The sequence below is a fragment of the Pelagibacterium luteolum genome, from assembly GCF_900100665.1.
Classification (GTDB): Bacteria; Pseudomonadota; Alphaproteobacteria; order Rhizobiales; family Devosiaceae; genus Pelagibacterium; species Pelagibacterium luteolum.
On sequence record NZ_FNCS01000010.1, the window covers coordinates 20,189 to 35,364 of the forward strand.

A 15,176-nucleotide genomic window follows, 5' to 3' on the forward strand; every position below is an offset into this window, starting at 1 on the left:
CATTATTCCTTAATCGCCTCAAGGTTTTCGATCCCGAAGGCCCAGCACAATATGGCCTTCTGGATATGCAGGCGGTTTTCAGCTTCATCGAAGACAACCGATTGCGGCCCGTCGATCACCTCATCGGTGACCTCATCGCCCCTATGGGCAGGCAGACAATGCATAAAGAGCGCGTCGGTCGCGGCGTGGGAGAACAATCTGGTATCGACGCGATAGGGTTTCAAGATGCGCCGGCGCTCACCCTCGTCGGTGTCGCCCATCGAGACCCAGGTGTCGGTAATCACCAGATCGGCGTCCGAAATCGCCTCGACCGGATCGGAGCCCAGCGTAACCCGGTCACCCACATCGGCAATGTCGGACAGCAAGCCCTGATCGGGCCAATATTCCTTCGGGCACGCAATCGCCAACCTGTTGCCGAACAGCGCCGTCGCGTGAACCCATGAAGCCAGCACATTGTTCGAATCCCCGATCCAGGCAACCTTCTTGCCCTCGAGAGACCCGGAATGTTCCTCGAACGTCATGATGTCGGCCATCACCTGGCAAGGGTGGCTCCGCCGCGTCAGCCCGTTAATCACCGGAACGCTTGACGCGCCGGCCAGATCGAGCAGATCGTCATGGCTCAGAATGCGGATCATGATCGCATCGACATAGCGGCTCATCACCCGGGCCGTGTCTTCGATCGTCTCTTCGCGCGCCAACTGCATTTCCTGGCCCGTCAGCATCAGCGTTTCGCCGCCGAGCTGGCGCATCCCGACATCGAATGACACGCGCGTACGCGTGGACTGGCGCTCGAAGATCATCGCCAGCACCTTGTCCTGCAACAGCCGTGGACGTTCGCCAGCCTTCAGGCGCGTCTTCAGCGCGTGGGCCAAATCGAGAATGGTCCGAAGCTCGGAAAGGGAAAAATCTTTAAGGTCGAGAAAATGTCTCGCGGTCATTGAACTGATCCTGAAAATAGTCCGGCGCGGAAAGCGGCGTTATTGCGCCGCGTCGCTGGCCTCGGCTTCAAACTCGGCAAAAGCCTCTGCAATAATGCCAATAGCCTCGTTGATCTCGGCTTCATTGACAATAAGCGGCGGCAGCAGGCGCAGGACATTGTCGCTGGCGGCCACGGCCAGAAGCTTGTGGTCGCGCAATCGGGCCACGAAATCACGCACCGGCGGCGTGATCTTGATGCCGGCGATCAAGCCCTTGCCGCGCACTTCGGTCACATATTGCGGAAATTTCTGCATCAATTGCTGCAGCTGATGGGCGAGAACAGTGCCCATAGCTTCGACATGCTCGAAAAACCCAGGCTCCAGGACGCGATCGAGCACGGCGTTGCCGACCGCACACGCCATCGGGTTGCCGCCATAGGTCGAGCCATGCGTGCCCGGCCCCATGGCCTTGGCGACCTCTTCGGTCGCAAGGCAGGCGCCGAGCGGGAAGCCGTTCCCGATCGCCTTGGCGACGGTCATGATATCGGGCGTGATCCCGGCCCATTCATGGGCGAAGAACTTCCCCGTCCGGCCATAACCGCACTGCACTTCATCGAAAATCAGCAGAACGCCATTGGCGTCTGCGAGCTTGCGCAACCCTTGGAGATAGGCGTCCGAAAACGCCGTCACACCGCCCTCGCCCTGTACGGGCTCGATCAGGATTGCGGCCGTTTTCTCGTCGATGGCCGCTTCCACCAGCGCGAGATCGCCGGGCTTTACGTGCTTGTAGCCCGGCATCGGGCCAAAACCCTCGATATAGGCCGGGTTACCCGCTGCAGCGATGGTGGCCGTCGTCCGCCCATGGAACGAGCCGGAAAAGCCGATGATGTCGACCCTATCCTTTTGCCCTTTGTCCCAGAAATAACGCCGCGCTGTCTTGATCGCGCATTCGAGCGCTTCAGCACCCGAATTGGTGAAAAACACCTTGTCGGCAAAGGTCGCATCGACCAGCCGCTGGGCCAGTTTTTCCTGCTCGGGGATCGTATAGATATTGGAGACGTGCCAAACCTTGTCGGCCTGTTCCTTGAGCGCTGCGACGATGTGCGGATCGCCATGCCCGAGAGCATTGACGGCGATGCCGGCGTTGAAATCGAGATATCGGGTCCCGTCCGCGGTCAGCAATCGCACGCCCTCGCCCCGCACAAAGGCGAGTTCGGACCTTGCGTAAGTGCCATACAACGCGGACATTTTCTTTAGACCTTTCAGTGGCTCGACAACTAAATTCGCGCACTCGAAGCGATGGAAAACAAAGAGCGCGCTCGGACTGTTTCCAAGCCGCGCCCATCACCCGTGCTTATGCTGGCGACGCCGAAAAAAGTCAATCTGGGCCCGGAAACCGGGGCGTGGACCCGACTCATCTTTGCCACATTGGGGATTCATACCCTCCTCGCCGACCCTCGACGTGCATATGGGCAACAGGCTGCACCATTCATGTGCGCTTGCTGATTTTGCGGGGGGATAAACCGGGGAAAGTCTTAAATCCCGCCTTGCTTCGGATTCGAGCGCCCGTGTAGTATCACGGCATTGGGAACACGACATCTCGTGTGGCGGACCCCATCACCATACGACAGTTAGTATGCCGACGGTCAATGCTATCGTTTGACCGCGCGAAACCTGACTCCGAATACGATATGGCCTGGAGCTGAGCGATGACCTGGACAGACGAGCGCGTTGCACTCTTGAAGAAACTCTGGATGGAAGGTCATAGCGCAAGCCAGATCGCAGCCGAGTTGAGCGGTGGCGTGACCCGAAACGCAGTGATCGGCAAGGTGCACCGGCTTAAATTGTCGGCTCGCGCCAAGCCCACCAATGTTGCCCCGCGGGCCAAGGCACCCCGCCCCACGGCACCGCGGCGACCCAGTTCACCATCGAGCAGTCCCGGCCACGCCCGCGGCACGGCCTCGGCCGCTGCAAGCGCGGTCAGCCAGCGCCGCACGACCATCGCCCCCACCATGGGCGCGACCGCTCTCAAGATGGATACCGAGCTCGACACCGAGATGGCTGTCGAGACCACTACCAAGGTCGCCGAGATCTTCATCCCGGTCGAAGAGCGCATTTCGCTGCTGCAGCTGTCCGAAAAGACCTGCAAATGGCCGATCGGCGACCCGATGAACAGCGAGTTCCACTTCTGTGGTCGCGAGTCCGAAGAGGGCAAGCCCTATTGCGAGTTCCACTCGCGGCGCGCCTATCACCAGGTCGATCGCCGGAAGCGCTAAGTCGCTGTCTTAAGTTTTTTGAAAAGCCCCGGCATTGCACGGGGCTTTTGTCATGGCTTTGCGATCTCGCAATCGTTCAGCTCCGCTGACAGCCCATAGACGGCGCTGCGCGCAGCGCTTTCGATCTGATCGAGCGGCAATCCATATGGCACTTCAAGCGCGAGGCGCTTGGTCGGATCGTCCGCCCAGACGAAATTGACGTAGGATTTCTGCGCAGCGATATCATGCGCCAGGCTGACGATATTGAGTGTGGATGCCATAGTTTCCGCCTTTCCTTCTCCGTTGCGACGGCCAGCATCGCATGGATCTGCGTGAGCGCAAGCTTGGGCTGATATCCCATCCTTCTTGACGGAGCCACATTGGCGTCGTTTATTAACATTTCCGGGGGTAAGACCAATCTGCTGGAGGCGCAGGGAGTATGCGCTATGAAACTTATGCTTGCCGTGGACATTGCCGACCGCCTGCGTGACGCTGGCGATTTCAGGTCGTTCGACTTTGAAAATGAGGCGCGCGCACTTTTGGCGCGCCACCCCGAAGCCCATGCGAGTGTCGACGAGGTGATCGCCGCGATGCGGCAGGACGCTTTTACCCTGCCCCGCCGCGCTCCAGGGGAACTTGCTCCGGCCCGATAGCTGCCTAAGGCGTCGCCGTCTGCTGTTCCCACTCCTTGAGCGGGAACACCTTGTCATAGGCAAGGTTGAAGACAAACGCGTAGCCCATGTAAAACAGGGCGAAGGCGATATCCATGATCAGGGCGTGCAGCAATGTAATGCCCAGATACCATGCGATAAACGGCATCAGAACGATCAATAGCCCGAGTTCGAACAGTACCGCATGGAGCACGCGCAGACGCAGCGACTTCAGCGTGGTGCCTGTCGTGCGTTTAAGCACTGTATCGAACATCAGATTGTAGACGTAGTTCCACGCCATCGCGATGGTGGCACTCACCACCCCCACCACACCGATATCGTGCAGCGGCATGGCAAACACCACCGCGCCGAGCGGCACGACCAGTATCAGGCCGAAAATTTCAAAGAAAAGTGCGTGACGAACGCGATCCCAGGCTGTGCGCATGGCTCAGAACTCCTTGCCAAAGCTCGGGCCGTCCCGAAACGATTCCCGCGATTGGGGGAGGTCGTCCTCACACGAGGCTATTTAGTACCTATGGCGGGCAAGTCAAGCTAGCTCAAATCCGGCACAATGTTCCTCTCTGCGCCCCCGATCACCCTCGCGCGAGAAATAACTTATCCCCGCCGTCTCAACCGCATCCATACTGCACTCACGAACCCGCGTTGATGGACGCAAGCGCAACGAACGTTTGGGCGGGTTTGGTTCGGGTTCCTTGCGGGTCGCCGCAGGGAAGGCCTAAACGTCACAAGTGCCGGTCGTCGTTCCCATACGGCGGCTTACCGGGGAAACCCGGCGGGGATTGACCCCAGCCTTCTGAAGGGCGACTAAGCCCAAAACCCCGAGCGCCTGGGGCGATGATCGCTTCATACTAAAAAACAAACTGCGGAGCGCTCATCGCCCCATGCCGTCTTTGAAAATTGCAGCGACCCGATGGTAGCGCCAGCGGGCACATCCGCACGCCCGAGGCCCGGTGCTACTCCGCCGCCCAGGCACCAAACTGCGCGTTGTGCAGCACCGCATAGGCACCATTCTTGCGCAGCAGTTCGTCGTGACCGCCCTGTTCGACGATCCTGCCGCCATCGACCACGACGATACGGTCGGCGTTGCGGATCGTGGCCAGACGGTGGGCAATAACCAGCGTCGTGCGGCCCTGCGACAGCTTTGCCAAAGCCTGCTGGATCTGCACTTCGGTGGCCGTATCGAGCGCTGATGTCGCTTCGTCCAGAATGAGGATGGGCGGGTTCTTGAGGAAAATCCGCGCGATCGCGAGGCGCTGCTTTTGGCCGCCCGAAAGCTTCACACCACGCTCGCCCACCATTGTGTCGAGCCCTTCGGGCATCTGGGCGATGACCGTATCGAACTGCGCCTTCCGGGCCGCGTCCATCACGTCCTCATCGCTCGCGCCAAGACGGCCATAGGCGATGTTGTCGCGGATAGAGGTACCGAACATGAAGACGTCCTGCTGCACGATACCGATCTGGCTGCGGAGCGAATCCTGCGTCATCTCGCGGATATCGATCCCGTCGATGGTGATCGCCCCCGCGTCGATCTCATAAAAGCGCGGCAGCAACGAACAGATCGTCGTCTTGCCGGCACCAGAGGGCCCCACCAGCGCGACCGTCTCGCCGGCTTTGATGCCGAGCGTGATGTCGGACAGCGTGGGACGGTCCTCGCCATAGGCGAAATCGACGTGATCGAAAGCGATATTGCCCTTGAGCCCCGATACGCGCCGAGCGTTTGGGCTGTCGGTAATATCGGGCTCTGTATCGACCAGTTCGGTGAACCGCTTGAACCCCGCAATGCCCTTCGGATAGCTCTCGAGCACGCCGATAATCTTGTCGATGGGCCGGAACAGCACGTTCACCAGCAACAGGAAACCGACAAAAGCGCCGTAGGTCATCTCGCCGTAAATCACCAACGCCGTACCGGCCAGCATCACCAGAAGCTGCACCAGGCTCTTGGCCAGATAGGAGATCGAGATCGAGGCCGTCATGATCTTGTAGGCGGCCAGTTTGGTGGTGCGATAATTCTGGTTGTCGCCCTCAAACATCGTGCGCTCATGGCGCTCATTGGCAAAGGCGCGCACCGCACGCACGCCGCCGATCGACTCTTCGATCCGCACGTTGAAATCGCTCACCCGGCCATAGAGTTGCTTCCAGGTGTTGGTCATCGACGCCCCGTATTTCCAGACGACGAAGGCGGCAACGGGCACGATCAACAGCGTGATCATGGCCAGCGTCAAATTCATATACGCCATGATGAAGAAGGCGCCGACAAACGTCATGATGGCGATGAAGATGTCTTCGGGGCCGTGATGGGCGATCTCACCGACCTCTTCGAGGTCCTTGGTCACACGCGTGATGATCGCACCGGTTTTCTTGTTGTCGAAATACCGAAACGAGAGCTTGTGCAGATGGTCGAACGCCTGCCGGCGCATGTCGGTTTCGATCCCGACGCCAAGCGCGTGCCCCCAATAGTTGACGATCGAGAGCAACCCCGCATTGACGATATAGACAACCAGCAGCGCACCAGCCGCCAGCAAAATCCACGTCCAGTTCTGACTGGGCAGCAATTGATCCACATAAAGCTGAACGACCAGCGGAAAGCCGAGTTCAAGCAGGCCGGCCAGAACCGCACAGCCGAAGTCGAGGGCGAAGAGGCCCTTGTACGGCGTGTAGTAGGAAAAGAAGCGGCGCAACATGGGCAAGCTCGACTGAGAATACCCGGGGGACTAACGCCGCATATCTGGATGAGTCAAGTTTGGCTGCCGCCAATCAGCTCATCACGAACTTTTCGTCGAACGCATATCCCGCGCCCCGCACTGTGCGGATGGGGTCCTTGACCCGCCCGCGATTGATCGCCTTGCGCAAGCGACCGACATGAACGTCGACTGTGCGCTCGTCCACATAGACGTCGGTTCCCCAAACGCCATCAAGCAATTGCTCCCGCGAATAGACCCGGCCTGGATTGCCCATGAGGTATTCGAGCAGACGATATTCGGTCGGCCCGAGATGGACTTCCTTTCCCGAACGACGCACGCGATGGGTGGTTCTGTCGAGTTCGATATCACCGGCTTTCAGCGTCGCGGCAATCAGTTGCGGGTTCGACCGGCGCAGCAAGGCGTGGATGCGGGCCATCAACTCGGGCAAGGAAAAGGGTTTGACGACGTAATCGTCGGCCCCCGTCGCAAGCCCCCTCACCCGCTCTTCTTCCTCACCGCGCGCAGTGAGCATGATGATCGGGATACGCGCCGTATCCTGCCGCGCCCGGATGCGGCGGCAGATTTCGATGCCCGATGTGCCCGGCAGCATCCAGTCGAGCAAGATGAGGTCCGGCGTTGCCTCGGCAATCCGGAGCATCGCCTCTTCGGCATCCTCTGCCGTAGCCACCGAAAAATTCTCGGCCTCAAGATTGTAGCGCAGCAGTTCGATGAGATCGACTTCGTCTTCGACGACGAGAACCTTGGGCGTCATGGATCAGCTCTTGATCTGCTCGCGCTTCAAATCTTCGATGTCGGCGGTCAGGGTCTTGCCCGTCGACAGGAAATAGGCTTGCTCGGCGATGTTGGTCGAATGATCGCCCACGCGCTCGAGGTTCTTGCCGCAGAACAGAAGGTGGGTGCACATCGTAATGTTGCGCGGGTCTTCCATCATGTAGGTCAAAAGCTCGCGAAACAGCGAGACATAGAGCGCATCGACATCGGTATCGCGCTCGACAACATCGACGGCGATATTCTTGTCGCGACCGGCAAATGCGTCGAGCGCAAGCTTGACCTGCCGCTGAACGAGTTCGCCCATGTGCCGCAGCCCGTTCTTGAACTGGCTCGACATCGTGATGCCCTCGAACTGGGTCGAGCGGCGGGCCGTCGATTTGGCCATGTCGCCGATGCGTTCGAGATCGTTGGCCACATGGATCGAGGCGATGACCAGCCGCAGATCCTGCGCCATGGGCTGCCGCCGTGCGATGATCGAAACCGCCATCTCGTCGATCTGGGTCTGCATGGCGTCGATACGCTTGTCCGCGGCAACGGTCGCCATGGCCAGTTCGGTGTCCGAACGGATCAGCGCTTCGGTGGCGTTGGCAATGGCTTTCTCGACGAGCCCACCCATCTCGGAAATTGTCCGGGCCAGTTCGGTCAATTCGTCTTCGTAGGACGAGACGATGTGTTCGTTGGAATTGGGCATACTTTATCCCCCTAACCGATACGGCCGGTAATGTAGTCCTGGGTGCGCTTTTCGCGCGGGTTGGTAAAGATCGCCTCGGTCGGCCCTTCCTCGATCAGTTTGCCCAGGTGGAAGAACGCAGTCTTTTGCGAAACACGGGCGGCCTGTTGCATCGAATGCGTGACGATAACGATGGTGTAGTTAGACCGCAGTTCGTCGATCAGTTCCTCGATGATCGCCGTGGCGATCGGATCGAGCGCGGAGCATGGCTCGTCCATGAGAATGACTTCGGGCCCCACCGCCATGGCACGCGCGATGCACAGCCGTTGCTGCTGGCCACCCGAGAGTCCGGTGCCGGGGGAATGCAGCCGATCCTTCACCTCCTCAAAGAGTCCTGCCTTTTGCAAGGAGGTGACGACAATCTCTTCAAGGTCGGTCTTGTTGCGCGCCAGACCATGGATCTTGGGGCCGTAGGCGACGTTCTCGAAAATCGATTTGGGGAAAGGGTTCGGTTTCTGGAATACCATGCCGATCCGGGCGCGCAATTCGACGACGTCGAGATTGCCGTCGTAAAGGTTCTGGCCATCGAGTGTGATGTCGCCGGTAACCTTGCAGCCCTCGATCGTGTCGTTCATGCGGTTGATGCAGCGGAGAAACGTCGACTTACCGCAGCCCGATGGACCGATGAGTGCGCTAACCGATTTTTCCGGAATATCGATGGAAACGTCGAACAGGGCCTGTTTGTCGCCATAGAATACCGAGACGCCATCGGCCCTAAGGCGCGATGGATGCGCGTCGGGATCGGGCGTGCGAACGGTCTGGTGGCTGGCCAGGGCGTCTTTCGAATGGGTCGCGGACATTTCGAGCGCGCTCCTTGAGGTCAGAACTTGGTTCATTTCTTACGCTCCAGATATGTGCGCAGGAAGATGGCGATAGCATTGAGGGAAATCATCAGGCCCAAAAGAACCATGATGGCAGCCGAAGTGCGTGCTTCAAAGAAATTGCGGTTTTCATTGCCGTTCCAGAGGAAGATCTGCACGGGCAAGGCCGTTGCCTGATCCATCGGGCTCGTAGGGATCTGGGCGACAAACGCATTCATGCCGATCAGCAAAAGCGGTGCCGTTTCGCCAAGCGCCTGCGCGACACCGATGATGCTTGCCGTGAGGATCGAAGGGAAAGTGACCGGCAAGATGTGATGGAACACCATCTGGCTGCGGGATGCACCCAGGCCCAGCGCGGCCTGACGAAGAGATTGTGGGACGCCTTTAAGCGCGGCACGGGTGGCGATGATTATCGTAGGCAGCGTCATCAGCGTGAGCACCAGCCCCCCAGCCAATGGCGCCGAAAGAGGGAGACGGAAATAGTTGATGAATACAGCAGCGCCGAGCAGGCCGAATACGATCGACGGCACTGCTGCGAGGTTGTTGATGTTGACCTCGATGAAGTCGGTCAAGCGGGATTTTGGCGCAAACTCCTCGAGGTAGATGGCGCTGGCCACGCCAATCGGCACAGCCAGAACGATCACGATCAGGAGCATGTAGAGCGAGCCCATGAACGCGCCCGCCAGACCCGCTGAGGCCGGTGCTGAGCGGCTGTCTACGTTGGTGAGCAAGGCCCAGGCAAAGCCCATGTGGATGACGCCATTTTCATAGAACTCGTCTGCCAACTGTCGGGCCGGCGCGGACAGCTGCTGCTGAGCATCGCCCAGCTCGCGATTAATGGTGCCCTTGAGCCAGTTATCGACATTGGCCGAGGCCAGCATTTCAACCGGCACGGTTTGGCCGAGAAGCGACGGATCGGCCACAAACATTTCGCGGAGGCGATGGCGTTCACTGGTCTCAACGATAGACAGCAATTGCCGCGAGTCGATCTCAAATCCAATGGGCAAGAGGTCGCGCAGCGACGCTTCGACCAGGGCGTTCCAGTTGAGCATTGCGAGTTCGCGCTGCCAGGCAAAAGATTGCGCCTGAAAATCAGCCTGCGATTGGCCCGCCTGTCGCTCCGGTGCCGGATCGAGATTCAGCAACTCGGGGTCAAACTGCACGTTGGCCGAAATATAGGCCTGCTGAAATGCCGGGAGGCCCTTGCTGACGATCGTCGTGAACAGGATCGCGACGAAGCCAAGCGCCAGAATGACCGCCGTCAGACCGGCGGCGCGAAACAGCCATTCGGTCCGATGTCGGCGCGCCAGGCCTTTGCGAACGAGCGCGTGTCGGTCCTCTCCAGCAGCCTTGGTCTGATTTGAAAGATCGGACATCAGTCGTACTGCTCCCGGAAGCGGCGGACGATATAGAGGGCGACCACGTTAAGGCACAGAGTGATCACGAAAAGGGTCAGCCCGAGGGCGAAAGCAACGAGCGACTGGGGACCGGTAAAATCGGTATCGCCGGTCAGCTGGTTGACGATCGAAACCGTGACGGTCGAGGTCGGTTCAAGCGGATTGGCGCGGAGCACCGGGCTGTTGCCGGCCGCGAGCACGACGATCATGGTTTCACCAATGGCGCGCGAGACGGCTAAAAGGAATGCGCCCACGATCCCCGGTAGGGCCGCCGGAAGCAGCACCCTGCGTATCGTCTCGGACTGCGTAGCGCCAAGGCCGTAGGAGCCGTCGCGCAGGCTGGTCGGCACCTGGCTCAGTATGTCGTCCGAGAGCGAGGAAATAAACGGGATGATCATGATGCCCATGACCAGCCCCGCGGTCAGCGCACTGGTCCCGCGGATATCGAGACCGATCATGGCGCCGAAACCCGAAAGAAATGGGCCAACCGTGGTCAAAGCGAAAAAGCCATAAACGATGGTCGGGATGCCCGCGAGAATCTCGACGATGGGCTTGACCACCGCACGCACGCCACGCGGGGCATATTGATTGAGGTAGATCGCGGTCATCAACCCGATCGGCAGAGCGACAAGCATGGCGATGATTGCGATCATCGTCGTGCCCCAGAGGAGAGGCAGAAGGCCATAGCGCCCGCTCCCGCCGCCGGTCGAGGAGAAGACCGGGTTCCAGACTGTCCCGAAAAAGAAGTCGAGTGGATTGACGAAGGTAAAGAACCGGATCGCCTCAGAAACGAGCGAGGCAACGATCCCGACTGTCGTCAGAATGGCGATTGCCGAGCAGGCAACCAGCAGCAGGGTTATGGCGCGTTCGACTTGATTTCGGGCCCGCAGACGGGGAGTGATGCGGCGGCGCGCGAAGAGCAGCGCCAGGATACCGCACGCTGCAGCCGACCCAACCACGATCAGCGTGACGATCAACTGGAAACGCGCAAGAGCATCGGCCGCAGCGGCTTCGTAATCCGCCACTTCGCCGGCGACGCCATAGCCGGACGCTAGCGCACGAACGCGGCTGATCGCCGTCGCGAGCGGGTTACCACCTGCGGAAACGAGTTCGACCGGGAGAAGCGATTGCACGTAGCTGGCAGAAACCGTCTGCCCGAACAGCGCCCACAATCCAAGGATCAGGGCGGCGGGGGCGACGGCCCAGATGGCGACCAGCGCGCCGTGATAATGGAAACGGGAATGAAAGCGGCCGCCACCCGATGTCGCCAGCGCACGACTGCGCGACCAGCCGACCTGATAGGCAAGCCCAAGAAGCACAAGAAGGATCGCAGCGATCATGAGGGAATTCAAAACACCATTCCTTCAGCGACTTGGACGGCGAGAAACGGGCCGCGCCATAAGGCGCGACCCTTGCATTGAAACTACTTACTGAGCAGCGAAAGCAGCGCGCACTTCTTCAGTGGTTTCAACGGGCTGCGGGATGAGACCAGCGCCTTCGAGGGTACCACCAGCGCCGATCATAGCATCTGAGAGGAAGAATTCAGTGTACTCCTGGAGACCAGGGATCACGCCGAGATGCTCGCCCTTGACGTAGAAATACAGCGGACGCGAGACGGGGTATTCGCCCGCAGCGATTGTCTCGAGGCTCGGTTCGACGCCGTTGACCGTCGCAACCTTCAGGCTATCGCGGTTCTGGTCGTAAAAGGACAAACCGAAGACACCCATGGTGTTGCCGTCCGACTGCAGACGCGCGAGGGTCTCAGTATAGTCCCCGGCGATTTCCACAACGACGTCCTGGCGAAGCGTGGTGCAGGCGTCTTCCGAAGCGCCTTCAGGAAGACCGACTTCTTCACAACCAGCTTCCACAACGTTCACATCGAAAACTTCGCGCGTGCCATGATTGGTACCTGGGATCGCCAGCGCGATCGGCTGGTCGGGAAGCGCAGAGTCGATTTCCGACCAATTGGTATAGGGGTTGGCAACAAGTGCGCCATCGACCGGAACTTCGGCAGCGATTGCCTGGTAGATATGGGCCGGGGTCAGCGCAAAATCTTCCTTGTCGGCGGTGACTGCAAACACGATGCCGTCGAAGCCGAACTGGATTTCGCGGATATCGTTCACGCCGGCTGAATTGCAGACCTCACGCTCGCCTTCATTGATGGCGCGCGACGCATTGGCGATGTCGATGGTGTTTTCGCCCACGCCCTGGCAGAACTGGCTGAAGCCGCCGCCCGTGCCGCCCGAGCCGACAACCGGAGTGTTGAACTCGGGGAACACCGCGCCAAACTCTTCGGCAACGATCGATGCGAACGGCAGAACGGTCGAGGAACCGGCGATCTGGATGGTATCACGGCTCTGGGCCTGCGCGGCAGTCGAGCCAAGTGCGGCCACGACGGCGAGCGCTGCGCCTGCGTAAAGTGCGGTTTTCATGATTCTGATCTTCCTTGTGTCAGAAGCGTCCGGGCGTTGAGCCCCCTGAGTGACGAAGCTCTTTTGTCTTCATCGCGAACGGGGCGAACCTAGAACTCGCAGCTAAAGCTTCTATGTCACTTGCGTGACACTTCAGTGACATCGCAACAGCTTGGAATTCATGCACTTTCTCCTGCGCTCCCTGTGCAGAAGTCGAATGCGATGAGCAATGTGACGGTTTATGTCGCTCAGCGCGGCAGCAGAATTTCTACGCGGGTGCCTTCGCCGAGGCGCGAGCGGATGGACATCTGGCCGTGGTGACGTGCCACGATATGTTTGACGATCGCGAGGCCCAACCCAGTGCCTTTCTTTTTGCGGCTTGATTCCGCATCGACGCGGTAGAACCTTTCGGTCAGCCGGGGGACATGCTCTTCAGCTACGCCGGCTCCGTAGTCGGTGACGGTAATCGCGTGTTGGTCGCCGGCACGGCTGGCGCCGGCCACGAGCGCAATTTCGACCCGCCCGCCGTCGCCGCCATACTTGATGGCGTTGTCGGCAAGGTTTTCGACAACCTCGAACAATTCCTGCCGGTCGCCTGTTACGCTGACCGGGTCGTCAGGCAGCAGCAGATCGAGCGTGATCCCGGTTTCACCAAGCCGGGGTTCGAGACTTTCGGCCACTTCGCGGATCAAAAGATTGAGATTGACCGGAGTGGTCGGCCTTACATGCTGGCGCAGCTCGATACGCGAGAGCGACAGCAAATCATCAATCAGCCCCGACATCCGCTCTGACTGCGAGCGCATAATGGCTAGGAAACGTTCGCGTGCCGCGGCATCCTTGGCAGCAGGTCCTTGCAGGGTATCGATAAACCCCATCAATGAAGTGAGGGGGGTGCGCAATTCATGGCTGGCATTGGCGATAAAGTCGGAGCGCATACGATCGGCGCGTTTTTGCGCAGTAAAATCGTGAAGGGTTATCACCCCCAATACCCCGTCACGTCCATCAGGCGTATAGGGCGCGACGATCGCTCGAAACCACGTATCGTTGGGTGTCGCAATATGAATCTCGCAGCGCTGGGGCCGCTTGCTTTCGAACGCGGCGTCGATCGCTGTGACCAGATCCGGGTCACGTAACGTGAAGGCCAGGGGATCGCCTGCCTGGGCCCTTGGAAAGCGCTGTAGCGCCGCGGTGTTGGCATGCACGAGCACCGCCCGGTCGTTGATGATGAGGCAGGGTTCGGTGAGGATCGAGGCAAATTTCGCGACGGATGCGTCGAGCGTGCTGGGGGGCTCCGACATGGTCTCATCCTCGCTGCGGCCACGGGCCGTGCGCAGCGCCAGAGCAGTGATCCCGGCGACGCCAAGTACCGCGGTGGTGCCGACCACGGGGGAGAGGTGCCCAAGCACCACCAGTGATAACAGAACCAATGCGGCACCCGACCCGACCATGACAGCGGGCGCGAAAAAGGGGCTACGGCCCGGCATCGTGCGCGCCTTGAGGCTTTGTCCGGAACTCATTGCAATCGGTTCGTCGCTCATGGTCCAAAGGCCATACCGAAGCGATATGACATTGACATGATGCCGTTTATCGGCCCGATTTCAAAGGATTATACGTTTTCAGCGTCAGTTGCAGAGGAAAACCATGGCCAAGTTCGATCTCGAAGACCCCGAACTCGATCCTGCCATCAAGGACGCGGCGCTGACGAGCGGCGGCTTTCCCTATGACGAGAAGATGAAATCGAAAGCTTATGACAAGCAGTTGCGCGCACTGCAGATCGAACTCGTCAAATTACAGAGCCATCTCCAGGCCAGCGGGGAGCGCGTACTGGCATTGTTCGAAGGCCGCGACAGCGCCGGCAAGGGTGGAACGATCAAGCGGTTCTTGGAAAATCTCAATCCGCGTAATGCGCGTACGGTTGCGCTGCCCAAACCCTCGGACCGCGAGACCAGCCAATGGTATTTCCAGCGCTATGTCACGCAATTGCCCTCGGGAGGCGAAATCGCGCTCTTCGACCGTTCCTGGTACAATCGCGCGGTAGTGGAGCCGGTCATGGGCTTTTGCACGCCGCAGCAGACGGCAAGCTTTTTGCGCGAGGCGCCACCCTTCGAGAGAATGATCACTGAAGAGGGCATTCATGTCTTCAAGTTCTGGCTCGAGATCGGACGCGAAATGCAGTTGAAGCGATTTCACGACCGCAGGCACGATCCCGTGAAAGTCTGGAAACTTTCGCCAGTCGATCTCGTCGCGCTCGACAAATGGGATGAATATACCCAGGCGCGCAACACGATGTTCATCGCCACAGACACGCCGGACACGCCCTGGATCGTCATACGCGCCAACGACAAGAAGCGAGCGCGTATCGCTGCGATACAGAGCGTTTTGTGGCCGATATCCTACAAAGACAAGGACTTCCAGGCGATCGGGGAGATCGACGATAAGATCGTCATGTCGCCTGAAGCCTTCCTCACGCGGGCCGAATAGGGTAAGGCGTCGCAACGCAA

The 15,176-nt window shown here is 59.5% G+C and carries 15 protein-coding genes; 3 read left to right on the plus strand and 12 right to left on the minus strand.

Annotated features, from left to right (window positions below; all coding sequences use genetic code 11):
- Positions 1–2: 2 nt before the first annotated feature.
- Positions 3–938 (minus strand): ornithine carbamoyltransferase, encoded by a 936-nt coding sequence (gene argF / locus BLR31_RS14675; protein WP_090597455.1) that lies wholly within the window; start codon positions 936–938, stop codon positions 3–5.
- A 39-nt stretch (positions 939–977) separates the two neighbouring features.
- A complete protein-coding gene (locus BLR31_RS14680; RefSeq protein WP_090597456.1) occupies positions 978–2,165 on the minus strand; it encodes an aspartate aminotransferase family protein in 1,188 nt (395 codons plus the stop codon).
- Between the two features lie 461 nt (positions 2,166–2,626).
- On the opposite strand from BLR31_RS14680, the gene BLR31_RS14685 reads away from it, so the two are divergent.
- Positions 2,627–3,193 (plus strand): GcrA family cell cycle regulator, encoded by a 567-nt coding sequence (locus BLR31_RS14685; protein ID WP_090597457.1) that lies wholly within the window; start codon positions 2,627–2,629, stop codon positions 3,191–3,193.
- 50 nt (positions 3,194–3,243) lie between these two features.
- Here BLR31_RS14685 and BLR31_RS14690 read toward each other — a convergent pair whose 3' ends face one another.
- The gene (locus tag BLR31_RS14690) at positions 3,244–3,453 is read right to left on the minus strand and encodes a hypothetical protein (protein WP_090597458.1); all 210 of its coding nucleotides are present in this window, start codon (positions 3,451–3,453) and stop codon (positions 3,244–3,246) included.
- 165 nt (positions 3,454–3,618) lie between these two features.
- On the opposite strand from BLR31_RS14690, the gene BLR31_RS14695 reads away from it, so the two are divergent.
- Entirely contained in the window at positions 3,619–3,825 is a 207-nt protein-coding gene (locus BLR31_RS14695) for a hypothetical protein (protein WP_090597459.1), read from the plus strand.
- A gap of 4 nt (positions 3,826–3,829) precedes the next feature.
- Here BLR31_RS14695 and BLR31_RS14700 read toward each other — a convergent pair whose 3' ends face one another.
- The 9 genes from BLR31_RS14700 to BLR31_RS14740 all read right to left on the minus strand — a co-directional run bounded on the left by BLR31_RS14700 (position 3,830) and on the right by BLR31_RS14740 (position 14,213).
- On the minus strand, positions 3,830–4,267 hold the full coding sequence (locus BLR31_RS14700) for a PACE efflux transporter (RefSeq protein WP_090597460.1): 438 nt from the start codon (positions 4,265–4,267) through the stop codon (positions 3,830–3,832).
- 529 nt (positions 4,268–4,796) lie between these two features.
- Positions 4,797–6,524, minus strand: a complete 1,728-nt coding sequence (locus tag BLR31_RS14705) for an ABC transporter ATP-binding protein (RefSeq protein ID WP_090597461.1) — start codon at positions 6,522–6,524, stop codon at positions 4,797–4,799.
- Between the two features lie 73 nt (positions 6,525–6,597).
- Entirely contained in the window at positions 6,598–7,296 is a 699-nt protein-coding gene (phoB, locus tag BLR31_RS14710; protein WP_090597462.1) for a phosphate regulon transcriptional regulator PhoB, read from the minus strand.
- A 3-nt stretch (positions 7,297–7,299) separates the two neighbouring features.
- Positions 7,300–8,007 (minus strand): phosphate signaling complex protein PhoU, encoded by a 708-nt coding sequence (gene phoU, locus BLR31_RS14715; protein ID WP_090597463.1) that lies wholly within the window; start codon positions 8,005–8,007, stop codon positions 7,300–7,302.
- 11 nt (positions 8,008–8,018) lie between these two features.
- Positions 8,019–8,846: a phosphate ABC transporter ATP-binding protein PstB gene (gene pstB, locus BLR31_RS14720; RefSeq protein ID WP_425287251.1), complete on the minus strand. Its 828-nt coding sequence runs from the start codon at positions 8,844–8,846 to the stop codon at positions 8,019–8,021.
- 32 nt (positions 8,847–8,878) lie between these two features.
- Complete coding sequence (pstA, locus tag BLR31_RS14725; RefSeq protein WP_090597465.1) at positions 8,879–10,243, minus strand: phosphate ABC transporter permease PstA; 1,365 nt, start codon at positions 10,241–10,243, stop codon at positions 8,879–8,881.
- Positions 10,243–11,604, minus strand: a complete 1,362-nt coding sequence (pstC, locus tag BLR31_RS14730; RefSeq protein ID WP_090597466.1) for a phosphate ABC transporter permease subunit PstC — start codon at positions 11,602–11,604, stop codon at positions 10,243–10,245. The genes pstA and pstC overlap by 1 nt, the downstream gene beginning before the upstream one ends.
- Positions 11,605–11,691: 87 nt before the next feature.
- Positions 11,692–12,696, minus strand: coding sequence for a substrate-binding domain-containing protein (locus BLR31_RS14735; RefSeq protein ID WP_090597467.1), 1,005 nt, complete (start codon positions 12,694–12,696; stop codon positions 11,692–11,694).
- Positions 12,697–12,923: 227 nt separating this feature from the next.
- On the minus strand, positions 12,924–14,213 hold the full coding sequence (locus tag BLR31_RS14740; RefSeq protein WP_090597468.1) for an ATP-binding protein: 1,290 nt from the start codon (positions 14,211–14,213) through the stop codon (positions 12,924–12,926).
- 103 nt (positions 14,214–14,316) lie between these two features.
- Between BLR31_RS14740 and ppk2 the strand changes: the two genes are divergently transcribed.
- Positions 14,317–15,156 carry a polyphosphate kinase 2 gene (gene ppk2 / locus BLR31_RS14745; protein WP_090597469.1) on the plus strand — a complete coding sequence of 280 codons (840 nt, stop codon included), beginning with the start codon at positions 14,317–14,319 and terminating at the stop codon, positions 15,154–15,156.
- Positions 15,157–15,176: the final 20 nt, after the last annotated feature.